We start from the raw sequence: 25,531 nt of genomic DNA on the forward strand, positions 1-25,531 counted from the left end.
GGACGCAACACCCGCGGCGGATCAAGCGGCAACCCGCGCGCGGGGGCGGCGGCTGTTGCCTACAGGAGCTTCGCGGCTTCCAGCGCGTGGTAGGTGATGATGAGGTCCGCGCCGGCACGCTTGATGCCGGTGAGCGTCTCCAGCATGACACGCTCGTAGTCAATCCAACCGTTCTGCCCGGCGGCCTTGAGCATGGCGTACTCGCCGGAGACGTTGTAGGCGGCCAGCGGCAAGTCGAAGCGCTCGCGCACGGCGCGGATGACGTCCAGGTAGGCCAGCGCGGGCTTCACCATCAGCATGTCGGCGCCCTCCTCCACGTCCAGCGCCACTTCGCGCAGGGCCTCGCGCACGTTGCCCGGGTCCATCTGGTAGCCCCGGCGGTCGCCGGACTTGGGAGCGCTCTGGGCGGCCTCACGGAAGGGGCCGTAGTAGCCGGAGGCGTACTTGGCCGCATAGGAGAGGATGGGGATGTCGGTCAGGCGCACCTCGTCCAGCGCGCGGCGGATGGCGCCCACCCGGCCGTCCATCATGTCCGAGGGCGCGATGATGTCCGCGCCCGCCTGGGCGCAGGTGACGGCCATCTGCGCGAGCAGGGGCAGCGTGGCGTCGTTGACGACGTGGCCCCCCTCCAGCACGCCGCAATGGCCGTGGTCGGTGAACTCGCACAGGCACACATCGGCGATGACCTGGAGGTCGGGCTCGGCGGCTTTGATTTCGCGGATGGCGCGCTGGACGATTCCGTCGCGCGCGTACGCCTGGGAGCCGAGGGCATCCTTGTGGTCGGGGATGCCAAAGAGGATGACGGAGGGCACACCCAGCGACTTCGCCTGGCGGGCCTCGGCGACGGCGTGCTCCACGGACAGGTTGAAGATGCCCGGCATGGAGGAGATGGGACGGCGCACGTCCCGGCCTTCCACGACGAAGAGGGGGTAGATGAAGTCCCCCGGGTCCAGGCGCGTCTCGCGGACCATCTCACGCAGGACGGGCGAACGGCGCAGGCGGCGGGGGCGATGGACGGGATGGGCCATGGTGGACGCCGATATAAACCGACGACGCCCGACCTTCATCGTTTCCGTGTGGCCGCCCGGCCGCTCACCCTGCGGCGGGCCGCCAGCTGTACTGATGGCGCAGCCGCTCCCGGGCGTGGCGCTGGGCCCGCACCTCCGCGATGTCCGCCTCGTGCAGCGCCCTCGCGTAGCGCACCCGCGCCGCCTCGGTGCCCGCCGACAGGCCGCGCTCGGCGGCCACCAGCTCCCGACGGGCTTCGTCCCGTTGCTGCTCCACGCGTTCTTCGTACGTCATCATTCCTCCTGCCTGGGGTGTGCCGTGGGGGATTGCACGGGACGGACCACCCGCAACCCCACCGCAAGCTGGCGAAACGACGAGGTGTCGCGGCGCGGCAGGGACGGCAGGCGTGCGAAACCCATTTCCCAGGGCCGCGAAAACGCCGTCGCGGAAGACAGCGGCGTGCGCCCGCCCGGCCGCCCTTTCCGACCGTCCGCTCGGAAGCAATCGCCGCCCGCCCCGCTCGTCTACATTCGTGACCGTGACAGACAGCACACCCGCCATCGAAGTGACGAACCTGAGCAAGACGTATCGCCGCGCGTTCCGGAAGACAGGGACCGTCGCCCTCAGGGGCATGGACTTGTCGGTTCCCCAAGGAAGTGCCTTCGGGTTGATTGGCCCCAACGGCGCCGGCAAGACGACCTTCATCAAGAGCATCCTCGGCATCGTCCAGCCGACGGAGGGCACCGTGCGCGTGCTGGGGGGCTCCCCCGAGGACGCCCGCATCCGAGCGCGCATCGGCTACCTGCCCGAGCGCCTGCACCTGCCCCACGCATGGACGCCCACGGCGTTCCTCGCCACGGTGGGCCGGCTCAAGGGGCTGGCACCGGATCCGGCGGGGAACCTGCGCCTGCTGGAGCGGGTGGGCCTGTCGGACGCCGTGGGCCGGAAGATTGGGGGGTACTCCAAGGGCATGCGTCAGCGGCTGGGTCTGGCGGCGGCGCTCATCGGGAAGCCTGACTTGCTGGTGCTGGACGAGCCCACGGACGGCATCGACCCCATGGGGCGCATGGAGGTGCGGCGCATCCTCCAGGAGGAGGTCCAGCGGGGCACGACGCTCTTCCTGAACTCGCACCTGCTGGCGGAGACGGAGCGCGTCTGTGATCGGGTGGCCATCCTCGCGGACGGGCGCGTGCTGCGTGAGGGGCGGCTGGACGAGCTGGTGAGGGGCGAGTCGCGGTGGTTGGCGCGCTTCGCGCCCGGGGTGAGCGTGGAGGCGCTGACTCAGGCGGGCTTCGTGCAGGGCCGGGCCGACGGCGTGTACCACGTGGACGCGGGGGACCCCGCAGTGCTCAATGTCGCGCTGGACCGGGCGCGCGCGGCGGGGGCGCTGCTGGTGGAGCTGCGGCGAGACGGCATGGATTTGGAGTCGGTGTTGCTGGGCACCGTGGGCGCCGGGGCGTCGCGGGTGGAGGTGGCGGCATGAGGCCGGTGCTGGGAATCGCCGGGTACGTGTTGCGCGAGGCGGCGTCGCGCAAGTTCATCCTCGCGTTCATGGTGGGAATCACCCTGGTGCTGGCGGTGGTGGCCGTGAGCCTGCGCCTGGAGGTCATCGACGGGGCCCTGGCGGCCTCGCGCCTGTTCGGCAAGGAGCTTCGCGGGAACATCCAGTCCATCGACGTGGCGCTGCGCCCGGTGTACCAGGCGGCGTCGTTCATCGTGTTCTATGGCGGCATCCTGTTCGGCATCGTCGCGTGCTCGGACTTCGCGCCGGGGTTGATGTCGCCGGGGCGCATCGAGCACCTGCTCGCGCTGCCCATCCAGCGCTGGCACCTGCTGGCGGGGACCTTCCTCGGGGTGATGACGCTCGCGCTGGGCGGAACGCTGTATGGCACCACGGGGCTGGTGCTCATCTTCGGTGTGAAGGCGGGGTACTGGACGGTGGGGCCACTGGTGGCGGGGCTGATGGCGTGCGTGGGCTTCGCGGCGGTCTACGCGGTGATGTTGACCACCGCGACGCTGGTGCGCAGCGCGGCGCTGTGCGCGGCCGCGGGCTTCGCCTTCATGGTGGGAGGCATCATCGCCGGACACCGGCAGGACATCTCGACCTTCTTCGAGGAGGGCTTGAGCCGGAGCGCCTTCCTGGCGGTGACGCTGGTGCTGCCCCGACTGTCCGCGCTGGCGGAGGCGGCGGGAGACATCGCGTCGTCCACGCCCCTGGAAGTGCGCTCGCTGGGGACGCTGCTCCTGGGCGTGTTCGTGTTCGGGCTGGGGGCGCTCGCGGTGGGCTTCTGGCGGTTTGAAGGAAAGGACTACTGACATGGAGAAGCGCCAGAAGCGGCGGGTGTGGTTGGTGATGGCGGCGCTGCTGTTCGTCGTGGCCGCGCTGCTGATGTTCCTGGGCCAGGGCGAAGAGAAAGGGCCCGCGGCCCTCGAGGTGGACTTTCCCCGACGGATGCGCGCGCCGGACCGCGAGCGCGCGGAGCGCCGGAGGACCCAGGTGCTTCCGACGCTGGCACCGACGGACTCGGGGACGGCGGCCGAGCCCTCGCGTCCCAGGGACCCGCTCCTCGCGGCGCTGCCTCGTGGACCGGGCAAGACGGCGGTCATCATCGAGGCGAACGCCCTGAGGCACTCGCCCATCGGCGGGCTGCTGCTGGACTGCCTGATGCGGGACGGCGGCAAGCAGTTGGAGGAGTTCCGCCAGAAGAGCGGCGTGGACCCGCTCCAGGACCTGGACCGGCTCGTCGTCACGGATGAGGGGATGATGCTGTCGGGCAACTTCGAGAACGCGCGGTTCAAGGACTTGCTGGGCGAGCGCGTGTCCGCCGACTACGGCGAGGGCGCGCGGGTGTACGAGGCGGGCGAGTCCAGCGTCACGAACCCGGACGGCACCACCATGAAGCGGCGGGACACGTCCGCCATCGCGACGTGGAACAACCAACTGCTCGTGGTGGGCAAGTCGCCGGACGAGGTGAAGGCGGCCATCGACCGCGTGGAGGGGCGCGGGCCGGACGAGCCCCCCGCCATCTCCGAGAGCAGCACGTATGGCGAGATGTACGGCGTGCTCTCCGTGGAGATGATCGCCCGGCTGTTTCCTCCGGAGCAGGCCGCGCTGGCCCAGCGGCTGCGCGACGTGGCGCAGAACGTGGAGTTGCACCTGGACGCCAGCTCGGACGTGGCGCTGGTGGCGGAGGTGAAGGGCCCGAGCGCCGACGACGTGACGGACCTGGGCAAGTCCCTGGGCGCCGCGCTCTCGCTCGCGCGCATCAAGGCCCAGGCGGGTGAGGACAAGGACCTGGCCCAACTGCTCGACTTCGCCAAGGTGAAGCCCGACGGAGACTCCTTCACGCTGGAGATGGCCGTCCCCCTGGCCGTCATCCAGGAGCGCCTGGCCTTCTGTCGCGAGGAGCGTCGGGCCGCCGAAGGGGGCCGCGCCCCCGAAACGGGAACCCAGGCGGGGGTCGAGCAGGCCCCGGCGCCCGCGAGGTAGTCAGGCCGCTCACGTCGGGCCTCCTCCCCTCCTCGGAGCCACCGAGCGGATGCTCCCCGAGCGGACGAGGGGTCGGGCATTGTGGCCAAGCCGCTGTGATCTCTGCGACACTTCGCCGCGCCCGGCCTGCCTCACTTCTCGAGGCAGCCCAGTCCGACGAGAGAACCGCTTGATGATTTCGCGTGTGTCGAGGGTGGCCCCGCTGCTGTTTGGCTCGGGCCTGTGCGCCCTTGTCTACCAGACGGTCTGGCTGCGGGAGTTTCGTCTCATCTTCGGCGCCAGTACGGCGGCGTCGGCGGCCGTCCTGGCCATCTTCATGGCGGGCCTCGGCCTGGGGGGAGTCCTCCTCGGCGCTCGCGCGGACCGGCAGCCGCGTCCCCTGAACTTCTACGCCAACCTGGAGTTGCTCATCGCCGGCACCGCGGCCCTGAGCCCCTTCCTCGTCGAGCTGGCGCGCGCGGTGTACATCGGCGTCGGCGGCACCACCATCCTCGGCATCGCGGGGGGCACGGTGGTCCGGCTGGTGCTCTCCGCGCTCGTGCTGGCCGTGCCCACGGTGCTGATGGGCGGAACGCTTCCGGCCGCGGCTCGCGCGGTCCAGTCGGATGAGGACCCGGCCCGCCGCCACCTCGCCGTCCTCTACGGCGTGAACACGCTCGGCGCCGTCACCGGCGCGGCGCTCTCCACCTTCTTCCTGCTGGAGGTCTACGGCAACCGCACCACCCTGTGGATCGCCTGCCTCCTCAATGCCGCCGTCGCCATCACCGCGCGCAGCGTGAGCCGGTCGATGGAGCCCGCCGAGGGCACCGCGCCCCCGAAGTCGGAGGCCCCGTCGACCGAGGTCGTCGCCCCCGTGGCCGCGAGCCCTGCCGCACCGCTCACGGTTCCCCTCTCCGCCACGCGCTACGCGCCCCAGTTCGCGCTCGTGTCCGCGATGCTGGTCGGCTTCGCGTTCCTGCTGATGGAGCTGGTGTGGTACCGGATGCTCGGCCCGATTCTCGGCGGGACGACCTTCACCTTCGGCCTCATCCTCGCGATGGCGCTCCTGGGCATCGGCCTGGGTGGCGCGACCTACTCCATCGTCTTCCGTCACCGCCCCGCCACGCTGTCCGGGTTCGCCCTCACCTGCGCGGCGGAGGCGCTGTTCATCGCCCTGCCCTTCGCGATGGGAGATCGCCTGGCAGTCGTCGCCGCGCTGCTGCGCCCTCTGGGAGGCATCGGCTTCGGTGGGATGATGATGGGCTGGGCGCTGGTGGGCGCGGTGGTCATCCTTCCCGCCGCGTTCGTCTCCGGCATCCAGTTCCCGTTGCTCCTCGCGCTCGTGGGCAAGGGAAGTCACGACGTGGGCAAGCAGGTGGGTCAGGTCTACGCCTGGAACACGGTGGGCTCGATCGTCGGCTCGCTCGCGGGTGGCTTCGGCGTGATTCCCCTCCTGACGGCGCCGGTGACGTGGCAGCTCGTCGCGGGCATCCTCGCCGTGCTGGGGCTCGCCTCGGCCACGCTCTCGCTGCGCATCGAGCGACTGCGAGCGGGCCTGTGGATACCCATCTCCGTGGCCGCGCTCGCGCTCGTGCTGCTGACGGCCCACGGCCCCACCGCGGCGTGGCGGCATGGCAGCGTCGGCGCGGGTCGCTCCGGGCTCAAGGACCCGACCATCAACCACATCGATGCCTGGGTGCGCGAAAAGGCCCGCGGCATCGTCTGGGAGAAGGACGGCGTCGAAAGCAGCGTCGCGCTCAACTCCGCGAATGGCCTCTCCTTCATCGTCAACGGCAAGGTGGACGGCAACGCCATTGGAGACGCCCCCACGCAGGTGATGAGCGGGTTGCTCGGCGCCCTGCTTCACGCGGACGCGAAGAACTCGCTCGTCATTGGCCTGGGCACCGGCAGCACGGCGGGCTGGTTGGGCGCCATTCCCAACATGGAGCGGGTGGACGTGGTGGAGATCGAGCCCGCCATCCTCGAGGTCGCCCGGCGGTGCCATGCGGTCAACTCGAACGTGATGGACAACCCGAAGGTCCACACGGTCATCGCCGATGCACGAGAGGTGCTGCTAACCACCCGGCAGCGCTACGACATCATCTTCTCGGAGCCCTCCAATCCCTATCGCGCGGGCATCTCCAGCCTCTTCACGCGTGATTTCTATCAAGCCGTGAAGGAGCGCATGGCGGAGGGCGGCATCTTCGTCCAGTGGCTCCAGGCGTACGAAGTGGACGCCCTCACGGTGCAGAGCGCCTATGCGACGCTGGCCTCGGAGTTCGAGGCCGTGGAGACCTGGCAGGTTCACTCCGGTGACCTGCTGCTCGTGGCGACCCGCAAGCCGATGGTGCACGACATCGCGCGGCTGCGCGCCCGCATCGCCGAGGAGCCCTATCGCACCGCGCTACGCGCCACCTGGCGCACGGACGAGGTCGAAGGCGTGCTCGCGCGCTACGTGGCCACTCCGGCCTTCACCACGCGCGTGGCGGAGGCAAGCCAGGCCCTCATCAACACGGATGACGTGTCCTTCATGGAGTTCGCCTTCGCGCGCAGCCTCGGACGCGATGCGGGCTTCTCGATGCTCTTCTTCTGGAAGACGACACACAACCTGGGGACCGGCCGCCCACAGGTTGTCGGCGAAGTGAACTGGGAGCGCGTGGGGCTGCACCGCGCCTGGACCAGCACCCCGCTCTCCCGCGCCGAGTCCAGCAGTGCCTCCGTGAAGGCGCGCGCGCCCTTCATCGACGCGTACACCCGGAACCAGCTCCCCATCGCTCGCGCGCGTTGGCAGCAGGCGCGCTGGGAGCCCATCGGCCCTCGCGAGCAGTTGGCCCTCGCCAGGGTCCTCGCCGCCGCGGGTGACGAAGAGGCATTGAAGTACACCGCCCCCCTGAGAGCCAGGTTGCCGGTGGAGGCGGACATGCTGGAGGGAATGGTGCACCTGCGCCAGAAACGGTTGGAAGAGGCCACCACCCTGTTCGAGCGCGGCTTCATCGCCATGCGAGACGACCCGTGGCCGGCGCCGGAAATCGTGGCCGACATCATCCCCCAGCTCGTCGGCATCGCTCGCGCCGACAAGGCCCTGGGCAAGCGGCTCTTCGACGTCCTCGCCAAGCCCTTCGCGGCGGAGGCCCTGACGGTGGCGCGAGAGGAGACCCGTGTGGAATTGGCGCAGGTCCTGGACTGGCTGGGGTTGTGCATCGAGGTGCTCGCGCCCATCGAACCGCTGACCATCTGGGACAGCAGGCAACTTGATGATCGACGCCGCTGCTACGCGCACCACGGGCATCCCCTGGCGGCGGTGGCCGCGGCCGACCTGGCGCGACTGCTCGCCCAGGCTCCCTCGGTGTTCATGCTCGAGGCCGTCCAGCTTCCGGAGGCCCAGACGCCCACGGAGTCGGCACCTCCCACTCCGCCCCAGGCGGGCGAGTCCGCGCCGTAAGGCAGGTGGCCTGAAACACCAGGCGCCCAGCCGCGCGTCCAGGGATGCCTCACCCGGCCTTCCCTGGCGCGCCGCGTGCGCCGGCGCTTCACACCACCATCGACAGCACTTCGGGCGTGAAGGCGTTCGCGCCGCCTGGCGTCAACCCCCTCACGCGAAGCTAGGTGTCGGTGTCGAGGAACAGGAGGCCGGCGGGTGGGAGCGGGTCCACCCGCAGGGTCCGCGACGGCAGCGTAGCCTGCGCCTCCATCACCGCGCGCACCTCCCAGATCGGCGGCGGATTGAGCGCGAAGCCCGCCTGGAACGTCCCCGACTCCACCCCCTTCACCAGGGACTCCAATCCCTGCACCGGGAAGACGTGGGGATGTCCCGCCGCCTCGGGGTCCTGGATGCCCAGCACCGTCCGCAGCACCAGCGCGTTGAGCAGCGCCAGGTCCAGGCTGCGCAGCGTCGGGTTGCGAGGCGCGCCCTTCAAATGGGCCAAGTCCAGCCCCTGTCGGAAGCGGAGGATGCGCCCCCGTCCCCCGGGCAGCACCAGCAGCACCGCGTGGTGGCCGGAGATCAGCGTCGCGAGCCGCTCGCGCGCGGCCACCAGGCCCCGAGGCGTGTCGAGCGGCTCATCCAGCTCGTACACGCGCGCGTACGCCGTCACCAGCGTGAGGAAGGTCTCTTCCTTGAAGGTCGCCACGCCCTTGAGCGCGCGGTGGATGGGCAGCAGCTCCAGTCCCGGGTCCGACAGGGGGACCACGGCGGCCAACGTCGGCCCGCTCTCCGCCAGCGCGGTGAGCGGGCGCATGGGCGCCTCGTCCAACACGGCCTGGATGCGCTTGGACACAGGGGAAGGCTCGATGCGGCGCAGCGCGAGGGTGCGGCCGTCAAACTCGCCTTCCCACACGAGGACGGAGCGCTCGCTTGCCTCGGCGAGCAGTCCTCGGAACACGCCATGGTCATCCGCGGTGAGCGTGACTGCCGGCTCGGCCTCCCAGGAGCGGGGGCGATACGGGTCGAACTCCAGCGGCGTCCCCGCGTCCTGGCGCAGCGCGCACAGGAGATAGCGCACCGGAGGGCCTCCCAGCTTGCCCGCCTGGCTGTGGACCTCCACCAGGTACAGGGCGGGCCGGGCGTCGCGCAACAGGATGCCGGACTCGCGCTGTCGGCGCAGCTCCGCGGAAGGGTTGGCGGCCTCCAGGAGGGGCCGGACGTGGGAGGGCTGGGGCACCGCGTTGCTGCGCGGCACGTAGCCGCTGGGCTCGAGGGTTCGAGCCAGCGGGGTCAGCAGGGCCGTGAAGGGATGGACGCGCGCCATGTCGACGGAAGGTGGTGTCTGCCACCTCGCGTTGCCACGGCGCCCGCTCGCTCGCCTGGGGGCCCGTCTACCACCAGACGTTGCGGTACGGCCGGTCCTTCGCCGACGACTTCAGCGACGAGCGGTCCACGCTCTCCTCCCACAGCAGGCTCACCGTGGTGATGGCGCCCGCCGAGCCGAGGAAGGACAGCACATACGGCGTGGACTGGTCGAACCCGCCCAGCACCAGGCCGGAGATGAGCAGCACCGCCGCGCCCACGCCCGCGCCGAAGAGGTCCGCTCGGAGAATCTGCGACGGCGTCGGGTCATACCGCATGGTGGCCAGCGCCAGCGCGCCCGCGCCGATACCGGGCGCCAAGAGCAGCGTGTCTCGCCACGTCTTCGAGGAGATGTCCGTCCCCGAGAAGTGGATGACGGCCAGCAGCAGCGCCGCATAGGCCGCGCCCCAGCCCGCGCCGGAGGCCATCAGCAGGCCGTCGTTGAGCGGAAGCTGTCCGCCCCCGAGCCCCGCGGTGAGCCACGCGCCCAGCTCCGCGCCGAGGAACGCCGACCAGGTCAGCACCCCCGGGTCCTGGGTGAAGAGGTCCATGAAGCCGGCCATGAACATGCCGCCCACCACGGAGTTGCCCATGCCAAAGGTCGACATCGGCCGGTCCACCCAATTGTTGAATTGCCACCACGCGGAGGCACCGAAACCCAGACCCGCGCCAATCAGCGTGCCGGCCAGCATCGCCTCGCGCGAGCTCTGGTCGAAGCTGAAGTCATTGGCGAACGCCTGCGTGAAGAAGCCACCCAGCGCGCCCAGCGTGGTGTGGTGGGCGATGAACTTGAAGCTGCCCGGGCCCGACAGGAAGGGCCCCAGACGCTGGCGGCCGTCCAGCACGGCGCCACTGTCCACGTAGTCGGCCTGAACGGGCGTCGACGCCGGGGACAGGGTGGGACGCAGGCCATCCTGCGTCACCGGCGCCAGGGGCGAGGTGCGCGACGAGTCCGGCTCCTGGGCCAGCGGCGCATCCCGCGTGGGGACATTGCCTTCGTCCGGTGGGGAGGCCTGCTCCTGCTGCGCGGAGATGGGCTGCCCATACCCGGGCTGGCCGGCCGCGGAGTCCCCGGGCTGTTGCTCCGTGGATGGAGGGGACGACGGCTCCGAGGGCGCGGCTTGCTGTGAGGGGTACGAGGGCTGCGCCTGGGACGGCTCCGTGTACGGATACGAGGAGCCCGTCTGTGCGCGCGCGGCCTCGGGCGAAGCGAGCACGAGCGCGAGGACGGCGGGAAGGCAGATCCAGTTTCTCAGAAGTGACACGCAAGCAACTCCTTGGGTCCGTCCGCCACAAGACCACAACCCACGCCCCCGTGGTGTTTTTTGCATCCACCTGGGCCCACTCGCCACGACGGAAGCGCCCCAGGTGGGTGGAACCGTCATGAGCACGGCATTCCTCCGCGCGTGCTTCAATTCTTTCGCGACGCGGATGGCGGTCGGGCATCCCTGCGCATCATGCCCATCGGGTTTTCGTGGTCCGAGCTCGACGTCGACTCCGCGCGCATTCTCGTCGTCAAGGACGTGCCTCTGCCCGACGCCAGTCGAGACTTCGTCTTGTACTGGTGCATGGTGAACCATCGCGCCGAGGAGAACCACGCGCTCGACACGGCCATCGCACTGGGCAACCACCTGCACCTGCCCGTCGTCGTGTATCACGCGCTGCGCCCGGACTATCCCCACGCCTCGGACCGGCTCCACGCCTGGGCACTGGAAGGCATGGCGGACCTGACCTCGGCCTTCGCGTCGCGCGGGCTGCCGTACTGGGTGGAGCTGCCGCGCCATGCACGTGAGCACCACCCGCGCCTGGCGGAATTGGGCAAGCGCGCCGCCGCCGTGGTGACGGACTTCTTCCCCACGTACATCATCCCCGGGCACCTGCGCGGCGCGGCCAAGGCGCTCCACGTGCCGCTGTTCGCGGTGGATGCCTCCTGCGTGGTGCCCATGCAGCGCATCCCCACGCTCCAGGCCGGCGCGTACACCCTGCGGCCGAAGCTGCAGAAGCTGTGGCCGGAGTACCTGGGCCGCACGCTGCGCTCGCGCCACCTCGAGGCCGCGGCCGCGGGGCGCAAGCTGTCACCGGACTTCGACGTGGCGGACGCGCGCGAGGCCCGTCTGTCCCTGGCGAGCTTCCACATCGACCACGCCGTGACACCGCTCGCGGAGCGCGGAGGGCGCAAGGCGGGCCTCAAGGCGCTCGACGCCTTCCTGCACGAGAACCTGGAGGGCTACGACGCCGGACGCAATGACCCGGGCCTCGCGCGCCAGTCCGGCCTGTCCCCCTTCTTCCACTGGGGCAACCTCTTCCCGGGCGAGGCGGCCCGCGCCGCCATCCGCGCGCGCGGCACCGACGACCCGAACGTGCGCGGCTTCCTGGAGGAGCTGCTGGTGCGGCGCGAGCTGGGCTTCAACTTCTGCTTCCACACGCCTGAGGCGAAGCAGCTCTCCGTGGAGTCCTTACCAGGCTGGGCGCGAGAGACGCTGTCCACACACCAGAAGGACGCGCGGGAGCACCTTTACTCGCTGGAGCAGTTGGAGCACGCGAGCACGGCGGATGGCCTGTGGAACGCGGCGCAGCGCGAGCTGGTGGAGCGGGGCCGCATCCACAACTACCTGCGCATGCTGTGGGGCAAGAAAATCCTGGAGTGGAGCCGCACACCGGACGAGGGCCTTCAGCGCATCGCCCACCTGAACGACAAATACGCGGTGGACGGCAGAGACCCCGCGAGCGTGGCCAACTTCATGTGGGTCCTGGGGCTGCATGACAGGCCCTTCCAGGAGCGCAAGGTGCTGGGGAAGGTGCGGCCCATGAGTTCGCCACGCACCGCGGAAAAGTATGACCTGGCGCCCTATATGGCGCGCTGGGGACGGCCCGGGGACCCGCCGGTGAAGCTCAAGCGCGCCCGGCGCGTGGCGGACCGGTGAGCAAGGCTGTTGACATCCGCGCGTCCAAAAGTGACACGGCGGTTCCCTTCCCGTCTCACCGCCACTAAACGCAAAGGTGGGACAACGACGCCAGGAGCCGCGCCATGGGCATGATGAAGTTCGATATTCCCCACTCCCTTCCGAAGGACGAAGTGAAGAAGCGCGTGGAGCAGCTCCTTCAGTACTGGGGTGGCAAGTACGGGGTGAAGGCGGACTGGCAGGGCGAGGGCGCCAAGATTGTCGGCAAGGTGATGGGCATCCAGTTGGACGCGTCCTTCAAGATCACCGACAAGGCCGTCGAGGGCGAGGGCACGGACCCCGGCATGCTGCTGCGCGGTCAGGCCAAGTCCTACCTCCAGAAGAAGTTCGGGTCCGTGCTGGACCCGAGCAAGTCGCTGGAGCAGGTGAAGAGCACCCTGGACTAAGGGCGCCGGGCTTCAGTGCGGAGGCTGTTCCTCCAGCGCGGCGAGGGCGTAGCGCGCCGCGCGGGAGATGGCCTCCGCCGAGTCGGGCATCTCCGGGTAGTGCCCCGCCAGCGTGCGCTGCGGGAAGCGCAGCTGGGCAATCGCGTTGCGGTAGCTGCGACGCGCCGCCTCCGACTCGTGGCTGCGCTCCTGCACCTGGGCCAGCAGGTAGTGGCCGATGGCCAGCGTGGGCTCCAGGAACAGCGCCTTGGCCAGCTCCGAGCGCGCCTCCTTCAGCTCCCCGGCCTGCAGCGCCGCCACCCCGCCAAACACGCGGGCCTCCACGCACAGCGGCTCGCGCAGGATGGCCTGGGCGAAGGCCTCGCGCGCCTCGGGAATGCGCCCGGTGAGCGAGAAGAGGTTGCCCAGCGTCAACAGCGCGTCCAGGTCGCTGGGCTCGTCCACCAGCAGCCGCTGAACGCCGGAGATGGCGGCCGGGAAATCCCCCAGCGTCATCTTCCGCACGGCCATGGCCAGCCGCTCCGCGGGAGGCAGCAGCTTGGGCCACGCGGAGGGCACCGGCAGCTCTCCGGTGACGGTGCGCGCGGGCGCGGACACCGCGGGCAGCTCCACGGTGGGGCGCGTGCGAGCGGCGTCCGAGGTCCCCACCGCGGGCAGCTCCACGGTGATGCGCGGACGGCCCAGGTCATTGACCCGCGACGTCGTCGACGACGACGGGGTCGACGCGGAGGAAATCCCCGGCACGGGCGAGGCGGCGGGCAGCGGCCCCACGGCGGGAAAGGACCCGGAGAGTGCGCTGGCCCCCCGGACCGAAGAAGCCTCCGCCGCGTTGCGAGGACGGGCGCCGAAGGCCCCTTCCACGGGCGGCCGCGCGTACACGGCCGGGGAAAACGGCTCCGGTTCCGGGGCGCGCTGGGACTGCTCCGCGGTGCCGGGATACGGATGGATGCGCAGGGGCGGCGGGCGGTAGCCCTTGTCGCTCGGCGGGCGCCGGTACACGAAGGCGCCGTCCACTTCGATCATCTCGAAGCGGTCATAGACCTTGAAGAGGCTCTCCGAGTACCCGAGGAAGAGCAGCCCACCGGGCCGCAGCGCGCTGAGGAACCGGTCCATCAGCCCGCGGATGGTGGGCAGATCGAAGTAGATGATGACGTTGCGGCAGAGGATGAGGTCCAGCGAGTTCAGCGCGACCTTGTCGAAGACGGGCACGGCCAGGTTCTGCCCGTCGAAGCGGATGTACTCACGCAGCGCGGGCAGCGCCTCGTGGCCATCCTCGACGGGACGGAAGAACCGGCCCAGGCGCTCCGGCTGGATGCTGATGCTCCGTCGCAGGGAGAAGCGCCCCTGCCGCGCGGCCTCCACCGCGGCCAGGTTCAAGTCCGTGGCCCACAGGTCCACCTCGGCGGACAGCGCCCCCAGCTCCGCCAGCACCATGGCCACGCTGTAGGGCTCCTCGCCCGTCGCGCAGCCCGCGGACCAGACGGACACCTTGCGCATCTCCCGCCGCGCGCGCGCCAGCAGGTCCGGCAGCACGCTCTTCTCCAGCGCGCGGAACTGCTTGCCGTCGCGGAAGAACTCCGTGTGCCCCACCGTCACCAGCGGCAAGAGCGAGCGCAACTCCTCCTCGCCCCCGGCTCCCGTCAGTCGCTGGAGGTAGCGCTCCGGCTCCTCCACGCCCAGCGCGGGCATGCGGGTGGACAGCGCCAACCTCAAGCTGTGGAACCCATCCGGGGTAATCTTCAGCCCCGCGCGCTCCAAGAGGAGCGCCGCGAGCTGCTGAAGCACTTTGTTGCTCACGTTCAGCACGCATCCACCCACTGCACCAACGTGGGGCCAATTCGCTCCAGCGGCAGCACTTCCTGCGCCGCCCCGAGCAGCACCGCCTCGCGAGGCATGCCCCATACCGCGGACGTCCCTTCATCCTGAGCGATGGTCCGCCCTCCCCGCTCCCGGATCTCCTTCATCCCCCGCGCTCCGTCCCGCCCCATCCCCGTCAGGATGACTCCGACACAGCTCGAGCCGAAGGCCTCCGCCGCCGAAGTGAGCAGCATGTCACACGAAGGCCGGAAGCCCCGAAGCGCGGGTCCCGAGTCCAGCTCCAGCCGGCCCTCGGGTCGCACCAACAGATGACTGCCCGACGGTGCGATGTAGACCGTCCCCGGCACCATCACCATGCCGTGCTCCGCCTCTGTCACTCCCAGCGCCGTCTCCATCGTCAGCCAGTGCGCGAGGCCCTCCGTGAAACCCTCGCTGATGTGCTGGCAGTAGGCGATGGGCGCGGGAAAGTCTCGTGGAATCTTCCGCAGTACCTGTGCAACGGCCTTCGGACCGCCCAGGGACGCGGCGATGGCCACCAGGGGGAAGGGCGGCGGAGGCAGGTCCTCCTTGGGCAGCTTCGCGGAGGAGCGCGTCTGGCGCACGGCCTTCACCTGGGCCAGCAGCACCAGCTTGCGCGCGATATGGGCCCAGAAGTCCGCGCCGGGGATGGCGGGGCGCTCCACCACGTCCAAGGCCCCCAGGGCCATGGCCTGGAACGCCTCCTGGCCGGACAGCGCGCCCGGATGCAGCGCGAGGACGGGCACCGGCCGCCCCGCCATCACCTGCTCGATGGCCTCCAGGGCCTCCAGGCCGGTGAGGTCCACCAGCAGCACGTCCGGGAAGTGGCGCTGCACGGCGACGAGGGCGCCAGGGAAGTCGATTTCGGCGGGCCCCACCGGGACGAGCGACTCGCCGTCGAACAGGCCACGGGCCGCGAGCGCGCGCAGCCCCTTGCCCACCATGAGCACCCTGAACGCCATCCCCGCCGCGGCCGTGCCACCCAAACGTCGCTCCTCAGGTCAGCCGGTCAATCGCCTGCGCGAGCACTTCCACGCCCAGCTCTCCCTTGACGAGATAGGCATCCGCGCCCGCGTCCAGGCCGCGCCGCTTGTCCTCGGGCGAGGCGAGTGACGACAGGATGATGACGGGGATGCGCGCCACGGCGGGCGTCGACTTCAGCCGCCGCGCGAGCGAGAAGCCGTCCATCTTCGGCATCTGCACGTCGGTGAGGATGAGGTCGTAGCTGTTGTTCTGCACCTTCCCGTAGGCCTCCTCGCCATCCTGGGCCTCCTCCACCATGTGGCCCAGCGCCTTGACGAGCGCGCCTTCCGTCGCGCGGGCAATGGGAGAGTCGTCCACGAGCAGCACCCGGAGCCGCTTGGCCGCTGGCGCCTGGGTGACGGGCCGCGCCATGCGGCGCACCTCCGTCATGATGTCGGGGACATGCAGCAGCACGGCGATGCGGCCGTCCTCCAGCGCGGCGGTGCCGGCGATGAAGGGCGCGCCCTTGAGGAACTCGCCGCCGCAGGGCTTCACGGCCACTTCGCGCTCGTCCACGAAGCCGTCCACCACGAGGGCCGCGTGGTCCTCGCCATGGCGCACGACGACGGCGGGGGGCCGGTCGAACCGGTTGCCACCGTTGAGGCCGAGCAGCGGCCCCAGCGCCACGAGCGCCGTGGGCTTGCCCCGGTGCCGCACCGCGAGGGTGCCGAAGATCTCCAGACGGTCATCCGGCTTGACGCGCATCACCGCCTCGACGTCGGCGGCGGGCATGCCGTAGACGTCGTCGCCCAGGCGCACCAGCAGCACCTTCATCAAGGCGAGCGACTGGGGCAGCCGCAGGGTGATGGTGGTGCCACGGCCGATGCGGCTGTTGACGCCCACCGAACCGCCGAGCGTCTCCACCTTGCGCTTCACCACGTCCATGCCCACGCCGCGGCCGGACAGCTCGCTGACCTGCTCGCGGGTGGAGAAACCGGGACGGAAGATGAGCTCGATGGCCTCTCGCTCCGACAGCGCGGCGGCCTGCACCGCGTTGATGAGGCGCTTGTTGACGGCCACCTGGCGCAGGCGCTCCGGGTCAATGCCGCGCCCGTCGTCCTCCACCTCGATGTGGAGCATGTCGCCATCCACGCGCACGCGGATGCGGACACGGCCCGTGAGCGGCTTACCGAGCTGCTGGCGCGTGTCCGGCGACTCCAGGCCGTGGTCCACGGCGTTGCGCAGGAGGTGCACCAGCGCGTCGCGCACGTCGGCCAGCATGGACCGGTCCACGCCGATGTCGGCGTTCTCGATGAGCAGGTCCACTTCCTTCGTCTGCGTGCGCGCCATGTCCCGCACCGCGCGCGGGAAGGCGTCGAACACCGTGGACAGCGGCACCAGGCGGGCCTCCGCCACGTGGTCCGCCATCTTCGACAGGTTGCCGTGCAGGATGTTGATGCCGTCGTCGTTGCGCCGCACGAAGCGGAACGCATCGTCGCGCAGCATGTGGAGGTCGCTCTCCACGCGGTCCAACACCATGCGCACTTCGTTGGGAATCTCCACCTGCTCGGCCAGCCGCAGGAAACGATCCCCCAGGCGGCTGAAGCGCTCGAACAGCGCCTCCGTCTCCGAGCTGCGCAGCCGACCCCGGGCGCTCTCCACGAGCAGGTCACCCGCGAGCAGGCCCAGCGAGTCCAGCACCTCCACGTTCACCCGAATCGTGCGGTCGGCGATGGCCGACTTCGCCGCGCTCGGAGCCTCCTCCTCCCCACCACGGGCCGGAGGGTGCGCCACGGCCGGAGCTTCCACGGGCGCCGGCCGGGGAGCCGCCACGGAGGGCGGCGCGGCGACAACGGGCGCCGCCACCGGAGGCGGCTTGGGCTTCGCGACATGAATGGCGGGCGCGGCCTGGCCGGACACCTCCGCCATCGCACGCACGATGTCCTCGCTCGCGGACGTGCCGGTGTTCGCACCGGACATGTCCTCGATGAGATCGGACAGGACATCGCAGGCACGGAGCATGACGTCCGTGGCGATCTCCGTGGCCGTGCGTCCCTCGCGCTCGGCGCGCAGGACGTCCTCCGCCGCGTGAGCGAGCTGACCGATGGCGGCGAGGCCCAGCATGCGGGCCTCTCCCTTCATCGTGTGCAGCTCGCGCGCGACGTCGTCCGCGGCCTGATCCGCGGTCTCCTTCTCCAGGTCCAACACACCCAGTTGGATTTTCTGGAGGCGGTCGGCGGTGACCTCCTGGAACTTCTTCAGGAGGGATTTCTTGAGTGCCTCGGTATCCATGGGCGGTGAGCGCTGCGCACCCTCCCCTTCCCAAAAGAGCTAGTCGGCCTTGAAGCGCTTGATGAGCTCCGCCAGCCGTGCGGCCAGCTGAGTGAGCTCCGCCGCCGCCCCCGTCGCCTGCTTCGACGCCTGGGTCGTCTGACGCGTCACATCTTCAATCTCCGCCATGGACGCCACCACCTGCTCGGTGGCCGTGCGCTGCTGCTGGGTGGCGAGGTTGATGACGCGGGCCGCGTCGCTCGTCTCCTGCACGCCGGCGAGGATGCCTTCCACGGCCTGGGCCGCGACGGCGCCCAGCTTCTCACCAGACTCGGTGGCGGACTTGGACGCTTCGGCGGCGCCCGCGGCGGCCGCGGTGGCCTCGCGAATCTCCGTGATGAGGTTCTTGATCTCCTTGGTGGAGTCCAGGACGTTCTCCGCCAGCCGGCGCATCTCCGCCGCGACGATGGAGAAGCCCTTGCCCGCCTCGCCCGCGCGGCTGCCTTCCAGCGCCGCGTTCAGCGCGAGCAGGTCGGAGCGGTCGGCGATCTCGTCGATGACCTCCACCACCGTGCCGATGCGCTCCACGCGCTTGGACAGCTTCGCGATGGAGTCCGCCACGGCGACGCCGTCGCTGCGGATCTGCTGCATGGCCTGGATGAACTCACCGATGGCGCCACGGCCCGCGCGCGCCGCGCCGAGCGTCTCTTCCGCCACGCGCGCCACGCTGCCGGCGTTCTCGGCGATCTGCGCGGAGGCGTGCTTGAGCTCCTCCATGGTGGCGGTCGTCTCGTGGATGGCCGCCGCCTGCTCCGTGGAGGACGTCTCGTGCTGGGTGGACGCCGCCAGCACCTGGTTGGCGGACGAGGACAGCCGCAGCGCCGCCTCGTTGATCTCCCGCACGAAGGTGCGCAGCGTTTCAATGACCTTGCCGAAGCCCTCCAGCAGGGGCCCGAGCTGGGGGTCCTCGGTGGTGGTGTTCCACCGGGACAGGTCGCCTTCGCGCACCAGGCTGATGAGCGCGTCGAGCGCCTGATCGATCTCCTGCGCCGCCACGTGCTTGCGGTGCTCGGAGCTGGCGAAGTTGTCCAGCACCTGGTTGAGCAGGTGGGCCATCTCCTCGCCGCCCTCGCCCACCAGCTCCTTGGGGACGCGGGCCTGGAGGTTGCCGGCCAGCACCGTCAACAGCGTGTCGGTGAAGGCCTTGAGGGGCGCCGGCGGCGCGGCGGCACTCGCCTTGTTGGCGGGGGCCTTGCGCGCGGAGCGGGCCTTGGACGCGGGCTTCTCGTTGGGGGTGTCCAGGGACATTGCGGTCAGTGCCTTCCTTGAGAATCTTGGGTCCTGGCGGTCTCCACCAGGTCAATCAGCAAAACGGTGCGGGCTTCTTCCAGGCACACACCGACGGCATAAGAGGCCGCGCCCGCGGTGGGGGGCATGCGGCGAAGCTGCGTCACGGGGATGGGGCGCACGCCCCGGACGGTGTCCACCTTCAGGTGGCCTTCTCCTTCCGGGGTGTCGAACACGAGCGCGCGGTGGCCTCGGGAGAGGCGCCCCAGCTCCGGCAGGGTGATGTCCTCCGGCAACGAGCGGTCGATGCGCAGCACCTGCGACGCGTCCGTGCCGAAAGTCCCACTGCCAATCTCGAAGAAGAGGATGTCCACCTCTTCGACCTTCTCCTCCACGAGTGACTCGTCGTTCATCGAGCCACCGCGCGCTGCCGGGCCGTCTGCAGCAGCTTGTGGAAGTTGAGCAGGTTGATGCCGTCCTGGGTGGTGCTGCCCTGCACCACGCCGAGCAGATGCTCCGCGGCGGCGTCTCCTCCGAGCGGCGGAGGGAGGATGTCGGAGACCGGGATGCGGCGCAGGCCCAGCACCGTGTCCGCGACGACCCCGGCGACGATGCTGCCGGTGACGCCGATGAACAGGCGGGTGCGGGGACCGATGCGCGCCTCTCCCTTGGAGAGGAAGCGCAAGAGGTCGACGACGGGGAGGACCTCACCGCGATGGCCGGTGACGCCCATGATGAAGGAAGGAGTCCTGGGCAGGGGGGTGAGCAGCCCGGCGCGGAACACCTCGAGGACGTTCTCGCTGGGCACCCCGAACCGCAGGTCTCCCACCCGGAAGCAAAAGAACTCCTGCTCCGGCCGGGCCTGAGCGGCCACGGCACGGTCCGGAGCCATCCGGAGTGCTCGCTGGAGGGGAGTCGAGGTCGTGGTCAAGGCGTCGGAGTATCCGGAGGGGACGAAAACCGGTCAAGGGGAGGTCGCATGGAGGCCGGCCGCTCGCCGTTTCGATGGTCCGCGCTGAACCAAAGGTGTAGGGTTGCACCCTGAATCCTTTGAGGAGGACGATGTCGCGCGTACTGGTCATTGATGACAGCCCGATGCTGGTGGAGCTCACCGTTCGGGCCCTCACCGCCGCCGGCTACCAGGCGAGCGGGGCCCAGGACCTGGCGAGCCTCGACCAGAAGCTCACCGAGGGACCGTTCGCGCTCATCCTCATGGACGTGAACATGCCGGAGATGTTTGGCGACGATGTCGTCGAATACCTGCGGCGTCAGAAGAAAGTCACCGCGAAGCTGGTCCTCTACTCCGACATCTCGGAAGCGGAGCTGGCCGGCAAGACGAAGGCGTCCGGCGCGGACGGCTACATCCTCAAGAGCGGTGGCCTGGAGGCCGTGCTCGGAGGAGTGATGGGGCTCATCGGGGCTCCGGCCCTGGGCGTCCCCGCCGCCGTCCCCCCTTCCCCGGCCACGTCGGATGCCCCCCAGGCAGCCGCCCCGGCCGCCGCCCCTGTCGCCTCGACGGGGCTCAAGGCCGCCCCCAGCACCGGTGGGCGCAAGCCGCGCATCCTCATTGTCGACGACAGCGAGATGACCGCCCGAATCATCGAGGCGGATCTGGTGGCGAAGGGCTTCGAGGTCCATGTCGCGGACACCGCCGACAAGGCCACGAAGATCATCCTCAAGAAGCAGACGCGTCCGGACCTGGTGCTGCTGGACGTGCGGATGCCCAACGTGAACGGCGAGCAGTTCTGCCGCTTCATCAAGAGCAACAGCCTCTTCAAGGGCATTTCAAGGGCATCAAGGTGCTCTTGTGCTCCGGCGAAAACGTCGAGGAGCTCCAGCGCATCTGTCGTGAGGCCGGCGCCGATGGCTACATCCCCAAGGATGCCGTCATGGGGAACCTGGTCGCCAAGGAGCTGATGCCGCCTGGCGGCGGCGAGTAGCCGACACGAGGGCCCCACCCGGCCCGCGCGCGTCCGTTCTCGACGAAGCCCGCCAGGAGACACACGGGCCCGCCTCACGCGGGCCCGTCCCGTCCCGTTCGGCGAGCTCCGGGCTTCACCGTCCCGCGGCGTTCTCCCGCTCTTCCAGCCCGCGCGCGAAGTTGCCGATGATGAGCCCCGGCCGCGCTGCCTTCAGGCGCTGGAGCAGCTCGCGGATGCCCACCGGCTCTCCGCCCGCGCCCACGTCCCGCGCCGCATCCAGGTACTGGAGCGGGTCGATGGCCAGCGAGCGCGTCTGCACCTGGTCCACCTTGTACTTCTTCACCAGTCGCTCCAGGGCCTTCACCTCGCCCTCGCGGTCGGTGACGCCGGGGAACAGGAGCAGGTTGAGCGCCAGGTACGCGCCGCGCTCGCGCGCGAGGGCAATCGACGCCTCGACGTCCTCCCAGCCGTACTTCACCGGCTTGTAATAGGCCTCGTACAGCCCCTTCGACGCCGCGTTGAGCGACACGCGCACCGCGTCCAGTCCCGCGTCGAGCAGGGCCTCCAGGCCGCGCGTGAGGCTCGCGTTGGTGTTGATGTTGATGGAGCCCTTGTCCGTGCGCGCGCGCATGTAGCGGATGGACTCCGCGATCTGCTTCCAGCGCGTGAGCGGCTCGCCCTCGCAGCCCTGGCCAAAGCTCACCATGGTGCGGCCGGGCGCGTTCTCCAGATGGAACAGGCCAATGGCGCCCATCTCCTCGGCGGTGGGGCCGTCATCCATCCGCTCGTGCGACGCGGGTGGGCCGCCCGCCGGCTGGTCGGAGATGCAGCCCACGCAGCGCGCGTTGCACATGACAGACGCGGGGATGGCCGCCTCGTCGCGGACATAGAAGGTGTTCTGCGACGTGAAGCACCGGTACAACATCGCGCACGTCTTCAGCTGCTTGAGCACGCGGTTGTCCGGGAAGCGCGCCAGGTGCTTGTCCACCAGCGCCTTCATGTCCGGCGTCGAGTAGCGCTCCGGATCCCAATGCGAGCGGCGGTCCGTGTGGATGGCCCACGCCACCGGTCCGTCCTTGCCCCACGCCGCCGCCGTATAGGCCCACTGCGGCAGCACCGGCCCGTTGCCCTTCACCTCGCCCGGCAAGAACGTGCGCGTGTAGCCCGGCGGCAGGAGCGCGCCCACCGCGTTGGGCGTGAACGTCTTGCCGCCCACGTTGATCTCCCGCACCAGCTCCAGCTCCCCCGTCCGGGGGTCCTGGCCCACGGGGAGCCTGCCCGGCAGGTGGACCAGCCGCCCGGCGGACGGCAGGGGGATGGGCTTGTCCTGCGGAGGAACGAGTTCCTCGCCGCTGCGCAGCGTGGCCAGCAGGTAGGGGTGCTCCATCACCTTCCCCTTGGGGTCGGCGAACAGCAGCTTGGGCGCGGACGTCATGTGACGCTAACTACCACCAGCCCCCCTTCTCTTTCGACGTCGAAGCGCGATGAGACGCGTTGCATTCAACGCCACGCGTCATCCCTCCGAGGTAACAAAGGCTCACCGGTGACATGTGTCCGGCTTCGGCGGATGCCTTGATTCCCTCGGGAGGGCTCGTTAGGGTCCGCGCGCTTTTTCAGTCCCTTTCGGAGGCAGTCGTGATCGTCGGAGTTCCCAAGGAGATCAAAACCCGTGAGTACCGCGTCGGCATGGTGCCTGCGGGCGTGCGCGCGCTCACGAGCGCGGGCCACACGGTGTTGGTCGAAACGAACGCCGGCGTCGGCTCAGGCATCCCCGACTCGGAGTACCAGCGCGTCGGCGCGCAGCTCATCGCCAGCGCGGACGAGGTGTGGAAGCGCGCGGAGATGATCGTCAAGGTGAAGGAGCCCATCGCGCCGGAGTACGAGCGCATCCAGCCCGGGCAGATCATCTACACGTACTTCCACCTGGCCGGCGTGGACCCGGAGCTGACCAAGACGCTGGTGAAGAAGAAGGCGGCGGCCGTCGCGTACGAGACGCTGCAGTTGGATGACGGCAGCCTGCCGCTGCTCAAGCCCATGAGCGAGGTGGCCGGAAAGATGGCCATCCAGGTCGGCGCGGCCTCGCTGGAGAAGGCCCACGGCGGCAAGGGCATCCTGCTGGGCGGCGTGCCCGGCGTGCGCCGCGGTCGCGTCACCATCATCGGCGGCGGCGTCGTCGGTCTGTGCGCCGCCAAGGTGGCGGTGGGCATGGGCGCCGAGGTCACCATCCTCGACGTCAACCTGGAGCGCCTCACCTACCTGGATGACGTGTTCCTCGGCCGCGTCAGCGTGCTGGCCTCCGACACGGAGAGCATCGCGACGTCCGTGCGCGAGGCGGACCTCGTCGTCGGCGCGGTCCTCATCCCCGGCGGCAAGGCCCCCAAGCTCGTCTCCGAGGCCCTCATCTCCGAGATGACCCCCGGCGCGGTCGTCGTCGACGTCGCCGTGGACCAGGGCGGCTGCATTGAAACGTGCAAGCCCACCACCCACGACAACCCCACGTTCGTCGTGCACGGCGTCGTCCACTACTGCGTCGCCAACATGCCCGGCGCGGTGCCCCAGACGTCCACCTACGCCCTCACCAACACCACCCGCCCCTACTCGCGGAAGATCGCCGACCTGGGCCTGGTGGAGGCCGTGAAGGCCGACCGCGCCCTCGCGCGTGCGATGAACACCTACAACGGCCACGTCACCTACGAGGCCGTCGCCAAGGACCTGGGGTACGACTACCGCCCCATCCTGGACGCGATCAGCGGCAAGTAGCCTGTAGAGCGGCCTGACAGTCAGGGCCCCACCCGGAGGGGAGGCGCGGATGGCGACATCCCGTCTCCCCTTCGTTATTGAAAGTGGGGAATAAAGTGCCCCGTCCGGAGTCTGGCGTACCCGAAGCGACCGGACGGGCGGGTGTGACTGGGAAGCCGTTGTTGCGACTTCTGTTCCCATGCATACATTGATGGGCAGGCGACAACTCATTCCCCAATTGTTTCGGGCCTTTGGAAGGCGGGACATGTTGGATTTCAGACAACCCAACCGGACGAAGCAGGAATTCGAGGAACTGGCGCTGGCCCACCTGGACCCGCTGTACTCGGCGGCCCTGCGCCTGACGAAGAACGAAAGGGATGCAGAGGACCTGGTTCAGGACACCTGCATGCGGGCCTACCGGTTCTTCGACAAGTTCGAGCGGGGCACCAACATCAAGGCCTGGCTCTTCAAGATCCTCACCAACACGTTCATCAACCGCTACCGGCGGAAGGTGAAGGAGCGCACGGTGGTGGAGGGCGTGGAGCGCGAGGCGGTCCATGAGCGCTTCGTCAGCCGGGACGCGACGGACTTCGCGGCCAACCCGGAGCAGTACTTCTTCGACAGGCTCCTGTCGGACGACGTGCTGCGCGCCATCGACTCGTTGCCCATCGACTTCCGACTGGTGGTCATCCTCGCGGACCTGCAGGAGTTCTCCTACAAGGAGATCGCCGAGATTCTCGAGTGCCCCGTGGGCACGGTGATGAGCCGGCTGTTCCGCGGCCGCAAGCTCCTGCAGAAGACGCTGCGCGAGTACGCGGTGGGCCAGGGTGTCTTCCGACACGAGGGCGATGGCACCGATACGCCGGCGAACCTCGAAGAGTATCGTCAAAGGAAGAAGACGGGGTAGAAACAGGTTCCTACCGCGCGCCCATGAACTGCCAGGAACTCGAACGGCTTCTGTACCCGTATCTCGACGGCGAATTTCAGCCGGAGGAGCGGGTCGACCTCGAATCCCACCTCACCACGTGCGCCGCTTGCCAGGGGCGCGTCGAGGATGAGCGGAACATGCAGTTGGCCCTTCGCAGGGCCGCCCGTCACTCCGTGAAGCAGATGCGAGCGCCGGACTCCCTGCGCGCGGGTATCGCCCGGGGGCTCCACCAGGAACACCGTCGCGCCCAGTACGGCGTCTGGTTGCGCGCGGGCGCCGTCGCGCTGGTGGTGGTGACGGTGACGGGGGGCTGGTCCACGTATCAAGCCGGGCAGCGGCAGCGGCAGGCCCGGGAAGAGATCATCAAGCGCCACTCGCGCGGACTTCCGTTTGAAATCGCCTCGTCCGCGCCCGAGCAGTTGGAGACCTGGTTCAAGGGCAAGGTGGACGCACGCGTCGCCCTTCCCCAGCTCCCCAAGGCGAAGCCCCTGGGTGGCCGCATCTCCATCCTCAACGGCCGGGAAGTCGCGTACATCAGTTACGAGACGCTCCCCGACGACGGCGAGCCCACGCGCCGGCTGGGCGTCTTCGTCCTCCCCGACGAGGACGGCCCCCGGCCCCAGGCGCTGCCCGCGGTGGAAGTCGACTCCGCGCAAGGCTTCAACATCGTCACCTGGCGGGACCACGAAATCGTCTACGAGATGGTCACCGACATGGACGAGCGCGACATCCTCCGCATGCTGGATGAGCGCGAGCACGGCACCACGGTGGCGAGCACGCCTCGGACGCTCGAATCCGCTGACGGGAATTACTCGTATCAAACACTCCCGCGGCCCCAGCGCTCCCGTCCCGCCGTCTCCGCCGAGCCCGCTTCGTATCCCTGAGCAGAAGCGCGCGGCATCCCCTCGTGTTCGAAGCGCCTCACGTGAGTCGCGCTGGAAGCGGCCGCCCGGCTGCCCGGCGAGCGGAATTC

Annotated in this window: 20 protein-coding genes and 1 pseudogene; 10 read left to right on the forward strand and 11 right to left on the reverse strand. The window is 69.7% G+C overall.

The window, feature by feature from the left end:
- Positions 1 to 59: 59 nt before the first annotated feature.
- Positions 60 to 1,028, reverse strand: a complete 969-nt coding sequence (hemB, locus tag HUA76_RS43260) for a porphobilinogen synthase (RefSeq protein ID WP_254614876.1) — start codon at positions 1,026 to 1,028, stop codon at positions 60 to 62.
- A gap of 64 nt (positions 1,029 to 1,092) precedes the next feature.
- Positions 1,093 to 1,302 (reverse strand): hypothetical protein, encoded by a 210-nt coding sequence (locus HUA76_RS43265; RefSeq protein WP_141647261.1) that lies wholly within the window; start codon positions 1,300 to 1,302, stop codon positions 1,093 to 1,095.
- Positions 1,303 to 1,540: 238 nt separating this feature from the next.
- Here HUA76_RS43265 and HUA76_RS43270 point away from each other — a divergent pair, with 238 nt between their 5' ends.
- The 4 genes from HUA76_RS43270 to HUA76_RS43285 all read left to right on the forward strand — a co-directional run bounded on the left by HUA76_RS43270 (position 1,541) and on the right by HUA76_RS43285 (position 7,919).
- Positions 1,541 to 2,491 (forward strand): ABC transporter ATP-binding protein, encoded by a 951-nt coding sequence (locus HUA76_RS43270; protein ID WP_371823615.1) that lies wholly within the window; start codon positions 1,541 to 1,543, stop codon positions 2,489 to 2,491.
- Positions 2,488 to 3,324, forward strand: coding sequence for a hypothetical protein (locus tag HUA76_RS43275; RefSeq protein WP_174464237.1), 837 nt, complete (start codon positions 2,488 to 2,490; stop codon positions 3,322 to 3,324). The genes HUA76_RS43270 and HUA76_RS43275 overlap by 4 nt, the downstream gene beginning before the upstream one ends.
- Before the next feature lies 1 nt (position 3,325).
- On the forward strand, positions 3,326 to 4,498 hold the full coding sequence (locus HUA76_RS43280) for a hypothetical protein (protein WP_254614877.1): 1,173 nt from the start codon (positions 3,326 to 3,328) through the stop codon (positions 4,496 to 4,498).
- A gap of 172 nt (positions 4,499 to 4,670) precedes the next feature.
- Entirely contained in the window at positions 4,671 to 7,919 is a 3,249-nt protein-coding gene (locus tag HUA76_RS43285) for a fused MFS/spermidine synthase (RefSeq protein ID WP_174464261.1), read from the forward strand.
- Between the two features lie 160 nt (positions 7,920 to 8,079).
- Here the strand turns inward: HUA76_RS43285 and HUA76_RS43290 are convergent, their stop codons facing one another.
- Together HUA76_RS43290 and HUA76_RS43295 are read right to left on the reverse strand one after the other, a co-directional pair.
- Positions 8,080 to 9,225 (reverse strand): DUF1015 family protein, encoded by a 1,146-nt coding sequence (locus HUA76_RS43290; RefSeq protein WP_174464238.1) that lies wholly within the window; start codon positions 9,223 to 9,225, stop codon positions 8,080 to 8,082.
- Between the two features lie 67 nt (positions 9,226 to 9,292).
- Positions 9,293 to 10,528 (reverse strand): hypothetical protein, encoded by a 1,236-nt coding sequence (locus HUA76_RS43295; RefSeq protein ID WP_246137641.1) that lies wholly within the window; start codon positions 10,526 to 10,528, stop codon positions 9,293 to 9,295.
- Positions 10,529 to 10,720: 192 nt separating this feature from the next.
- Between HUA76_RS43295 and HUA76_RS43300 the strand changes: the two genes are divergently transcribed.
- Together HUA76_RS43300 and HUA76_RS43305 are read left to right on the forward strand one after the other, a co-directional pair.
- The gene (locus tag HUA76_RS43300; RefSeq protein ID WP_174464262.1) at positions 10,721 to 12,187 is read left to right on the forward strand and encodes a deoxyribodipyrimidine photo-lyase; all 1,467 of its coding nucleotides are present in this window, start codon (positions 10,721 to 10,723) and stop codon (positions 12,185 to 12,187) included.
- Between the two features lie 104 nt (positions 12,188 to 12,291).
- Complete coding sequence (locus tag HUA76_RS43305) at positions 12,292 to 12,612, forward strand: polyhydroxyalkanoic acid system family protein (RefSeq protein WP_141647258.1); 321 nt, start codon at positions 12,292 to 12,294, stop codon at positions 12,610 to 12,612.
- Positions 12,613 to 12,624: 12 nt separating this feature from the next.
- On the opposite strand, the gene HUA76_RS43310 is transcribed toward HUA76_RS43305, so the two are convergent.
- From HUA76_RS43310 to HUA76_RS43335, 6 genes are read right to left on the reverse strand one after another with little or no spacing between them, the layout of a single operon-like run.
- On the reverse strand, positions 12,625 to 14,418 hold the full coding sequence (locus HUA76_RS43310; RefSeq protein WP_174464239.1) for a CheR family methyltransferase: 1,794 nt from the start codon (positions 14,416 to 14,418) through the stop codon (positions 12,625 to 12,627).
- Positions 14,412 to 15,410, reverse strand: coding sequence for a chemotaxis protein CheB (locus HUA76_RS43315; RefSeq protein WP_174456859.1), 999 nt, complete (start codon positions 15,408 to 15,410; stop codon positions 14,412 to 14,414). The genes HUA76_RS43310 and HUA76_RS43315 overlap by 7 nt, the downstream gene beginning before the upstream one ends.
- A 34-nt stretch (positions 15,411 to 15,444) precedes the next feature.
- Positions 15,445 to 17,703: a hybrid sensor histidine kinase/response regulator gene (locus tag HUA76_RS43320; protein WP_174456658.1), complete on the reverse strand. Its 2,259-nt coding sequence runs from the start codon at positions 17,701 to 17,703 to the stop codon at positions 15,445 to 15,447.
- 39 nt (positions 17,704 to 17,742) lie between these two features.
- Positions 17,743 to 18,990 (reverse strand): methyl-accepting chemotaxis protein, encoded by a 1,248-nt coding sequence (locus HUA76_RS43325; RefSeq protein ID WP_141649262.1) that lies wholly within the window; start codon positions 18,988 to 18,990, stop codon positions 17,743 to 17,745.
- A gap of 5 nt (positions 18,991 to 18,995) precedes the next feature.
- Positions 18,996 to 19,382, reverse strand: coding sequence for a Frizzy aggregation protein FrzB (locus HUA76_RS43330; RefSeq protein ID WP_141649263.1), 387 nt, complete (start codon positions 19,380 to 19,382; stop codon positions 18,996 to 18,998).
- Complete coding sequence (locus HUA76_RS43335) at positions 19,379 to 19,861, reverse strand: chemotaxis protein CheW (protein ID WP_141649264.1); 483 nt, start codon at positions 19,859 to 19,861, stop codon at positions 19,379 to 19,381. The genes HUA76_RS43330 and HUA76_RS43335 overlap by 4 nt, the downstream gene beginning before the upstream one ends.
- Before the next feature lie 170 nt (positions 19,862 to 20,031).
- Here HUA76_RS43335 and HUA76_RS43340 point away from each other — a divergent pair.
- Positions 20,032 to 20,909, forward strand: a pseudogene (locus tag HUA76_RS43340) (response regulator).
- A gap of 115 nt (positions 20,910 to 21,024) precedes the next feature.
- On the opposite strand, the gene HUA76_RS43345 reads toward HUA76_RS43340, so the two are convergent.
- Positions 21,025 to 22,326, reverse strand: coding sequence for a radical SAM protein (locus HUA76_RS43345; RefSeq protein WP_174456659.1), 1,302 nt, complete (start codon positions 22,324 to 22,326; stop codon positions 21,025 to 21,027).
- Positions 22,327 to 22,526: 200 nt separating this feature from the next.
- Between HUA76_RS43345 and ald the strand changes: the two genes are divergently transcribed.
- The 3 genes from ald to HUA76_RS43360 all read left to right on the forward strand — a co-directional run bounded on the left by ald (position 22,527) and on the right by HUA76_RS43360 (position 25,442).
- Complete coding sequence (gene ald / locus HUA76_RS43350) at positions 22,527 to 23,651, forward strand: alanine dehydrogenase (RefSeq protein WP_174464240.1); 1,125 nt, start codon at positions 22,527 to 22,529, stop codon at positions 23,649 to 23,651.
- Between the two features lie 244 nt (positions 23,652 to 23,895).
- A complete protein-coding gene (locus HUA76_RS43355; protein WP_174464241.1) occupies positions 23,896 to 24,537 on the forward strand; it encodes a sigma-70 family RNA polymerase sigma factor in 642 nt (213 codons plus the stop codon).
- A gap of 23 nt (positions 24,538 to 24,560) precedes the next feature.
- Positions 24,561 to 25,442, forward strand: a complete 882-nt coding sequence (locus tag HUA76_RS43360; protein ID WP_141648078.1) for an anti-sigma factor — start codon at positions 24,561 to 24,563, stop codon at positions 25,440 to 25,442.
- Positions 25,443 to 25,531 lie beyond the last annotated feature (89 nt).

Source organism: Myxococcus sp. CA056 (assembly GCF_013336715.1).
Classification (GTDB): Bacteria; Myxococcota; Myxococcia; order Myxococcales; family Myxococcaceae; genus Myxococcus; species Myxococcus llanfairpwllgwyngyllgogerychwyrndrobwllllantysiliogogogochensis.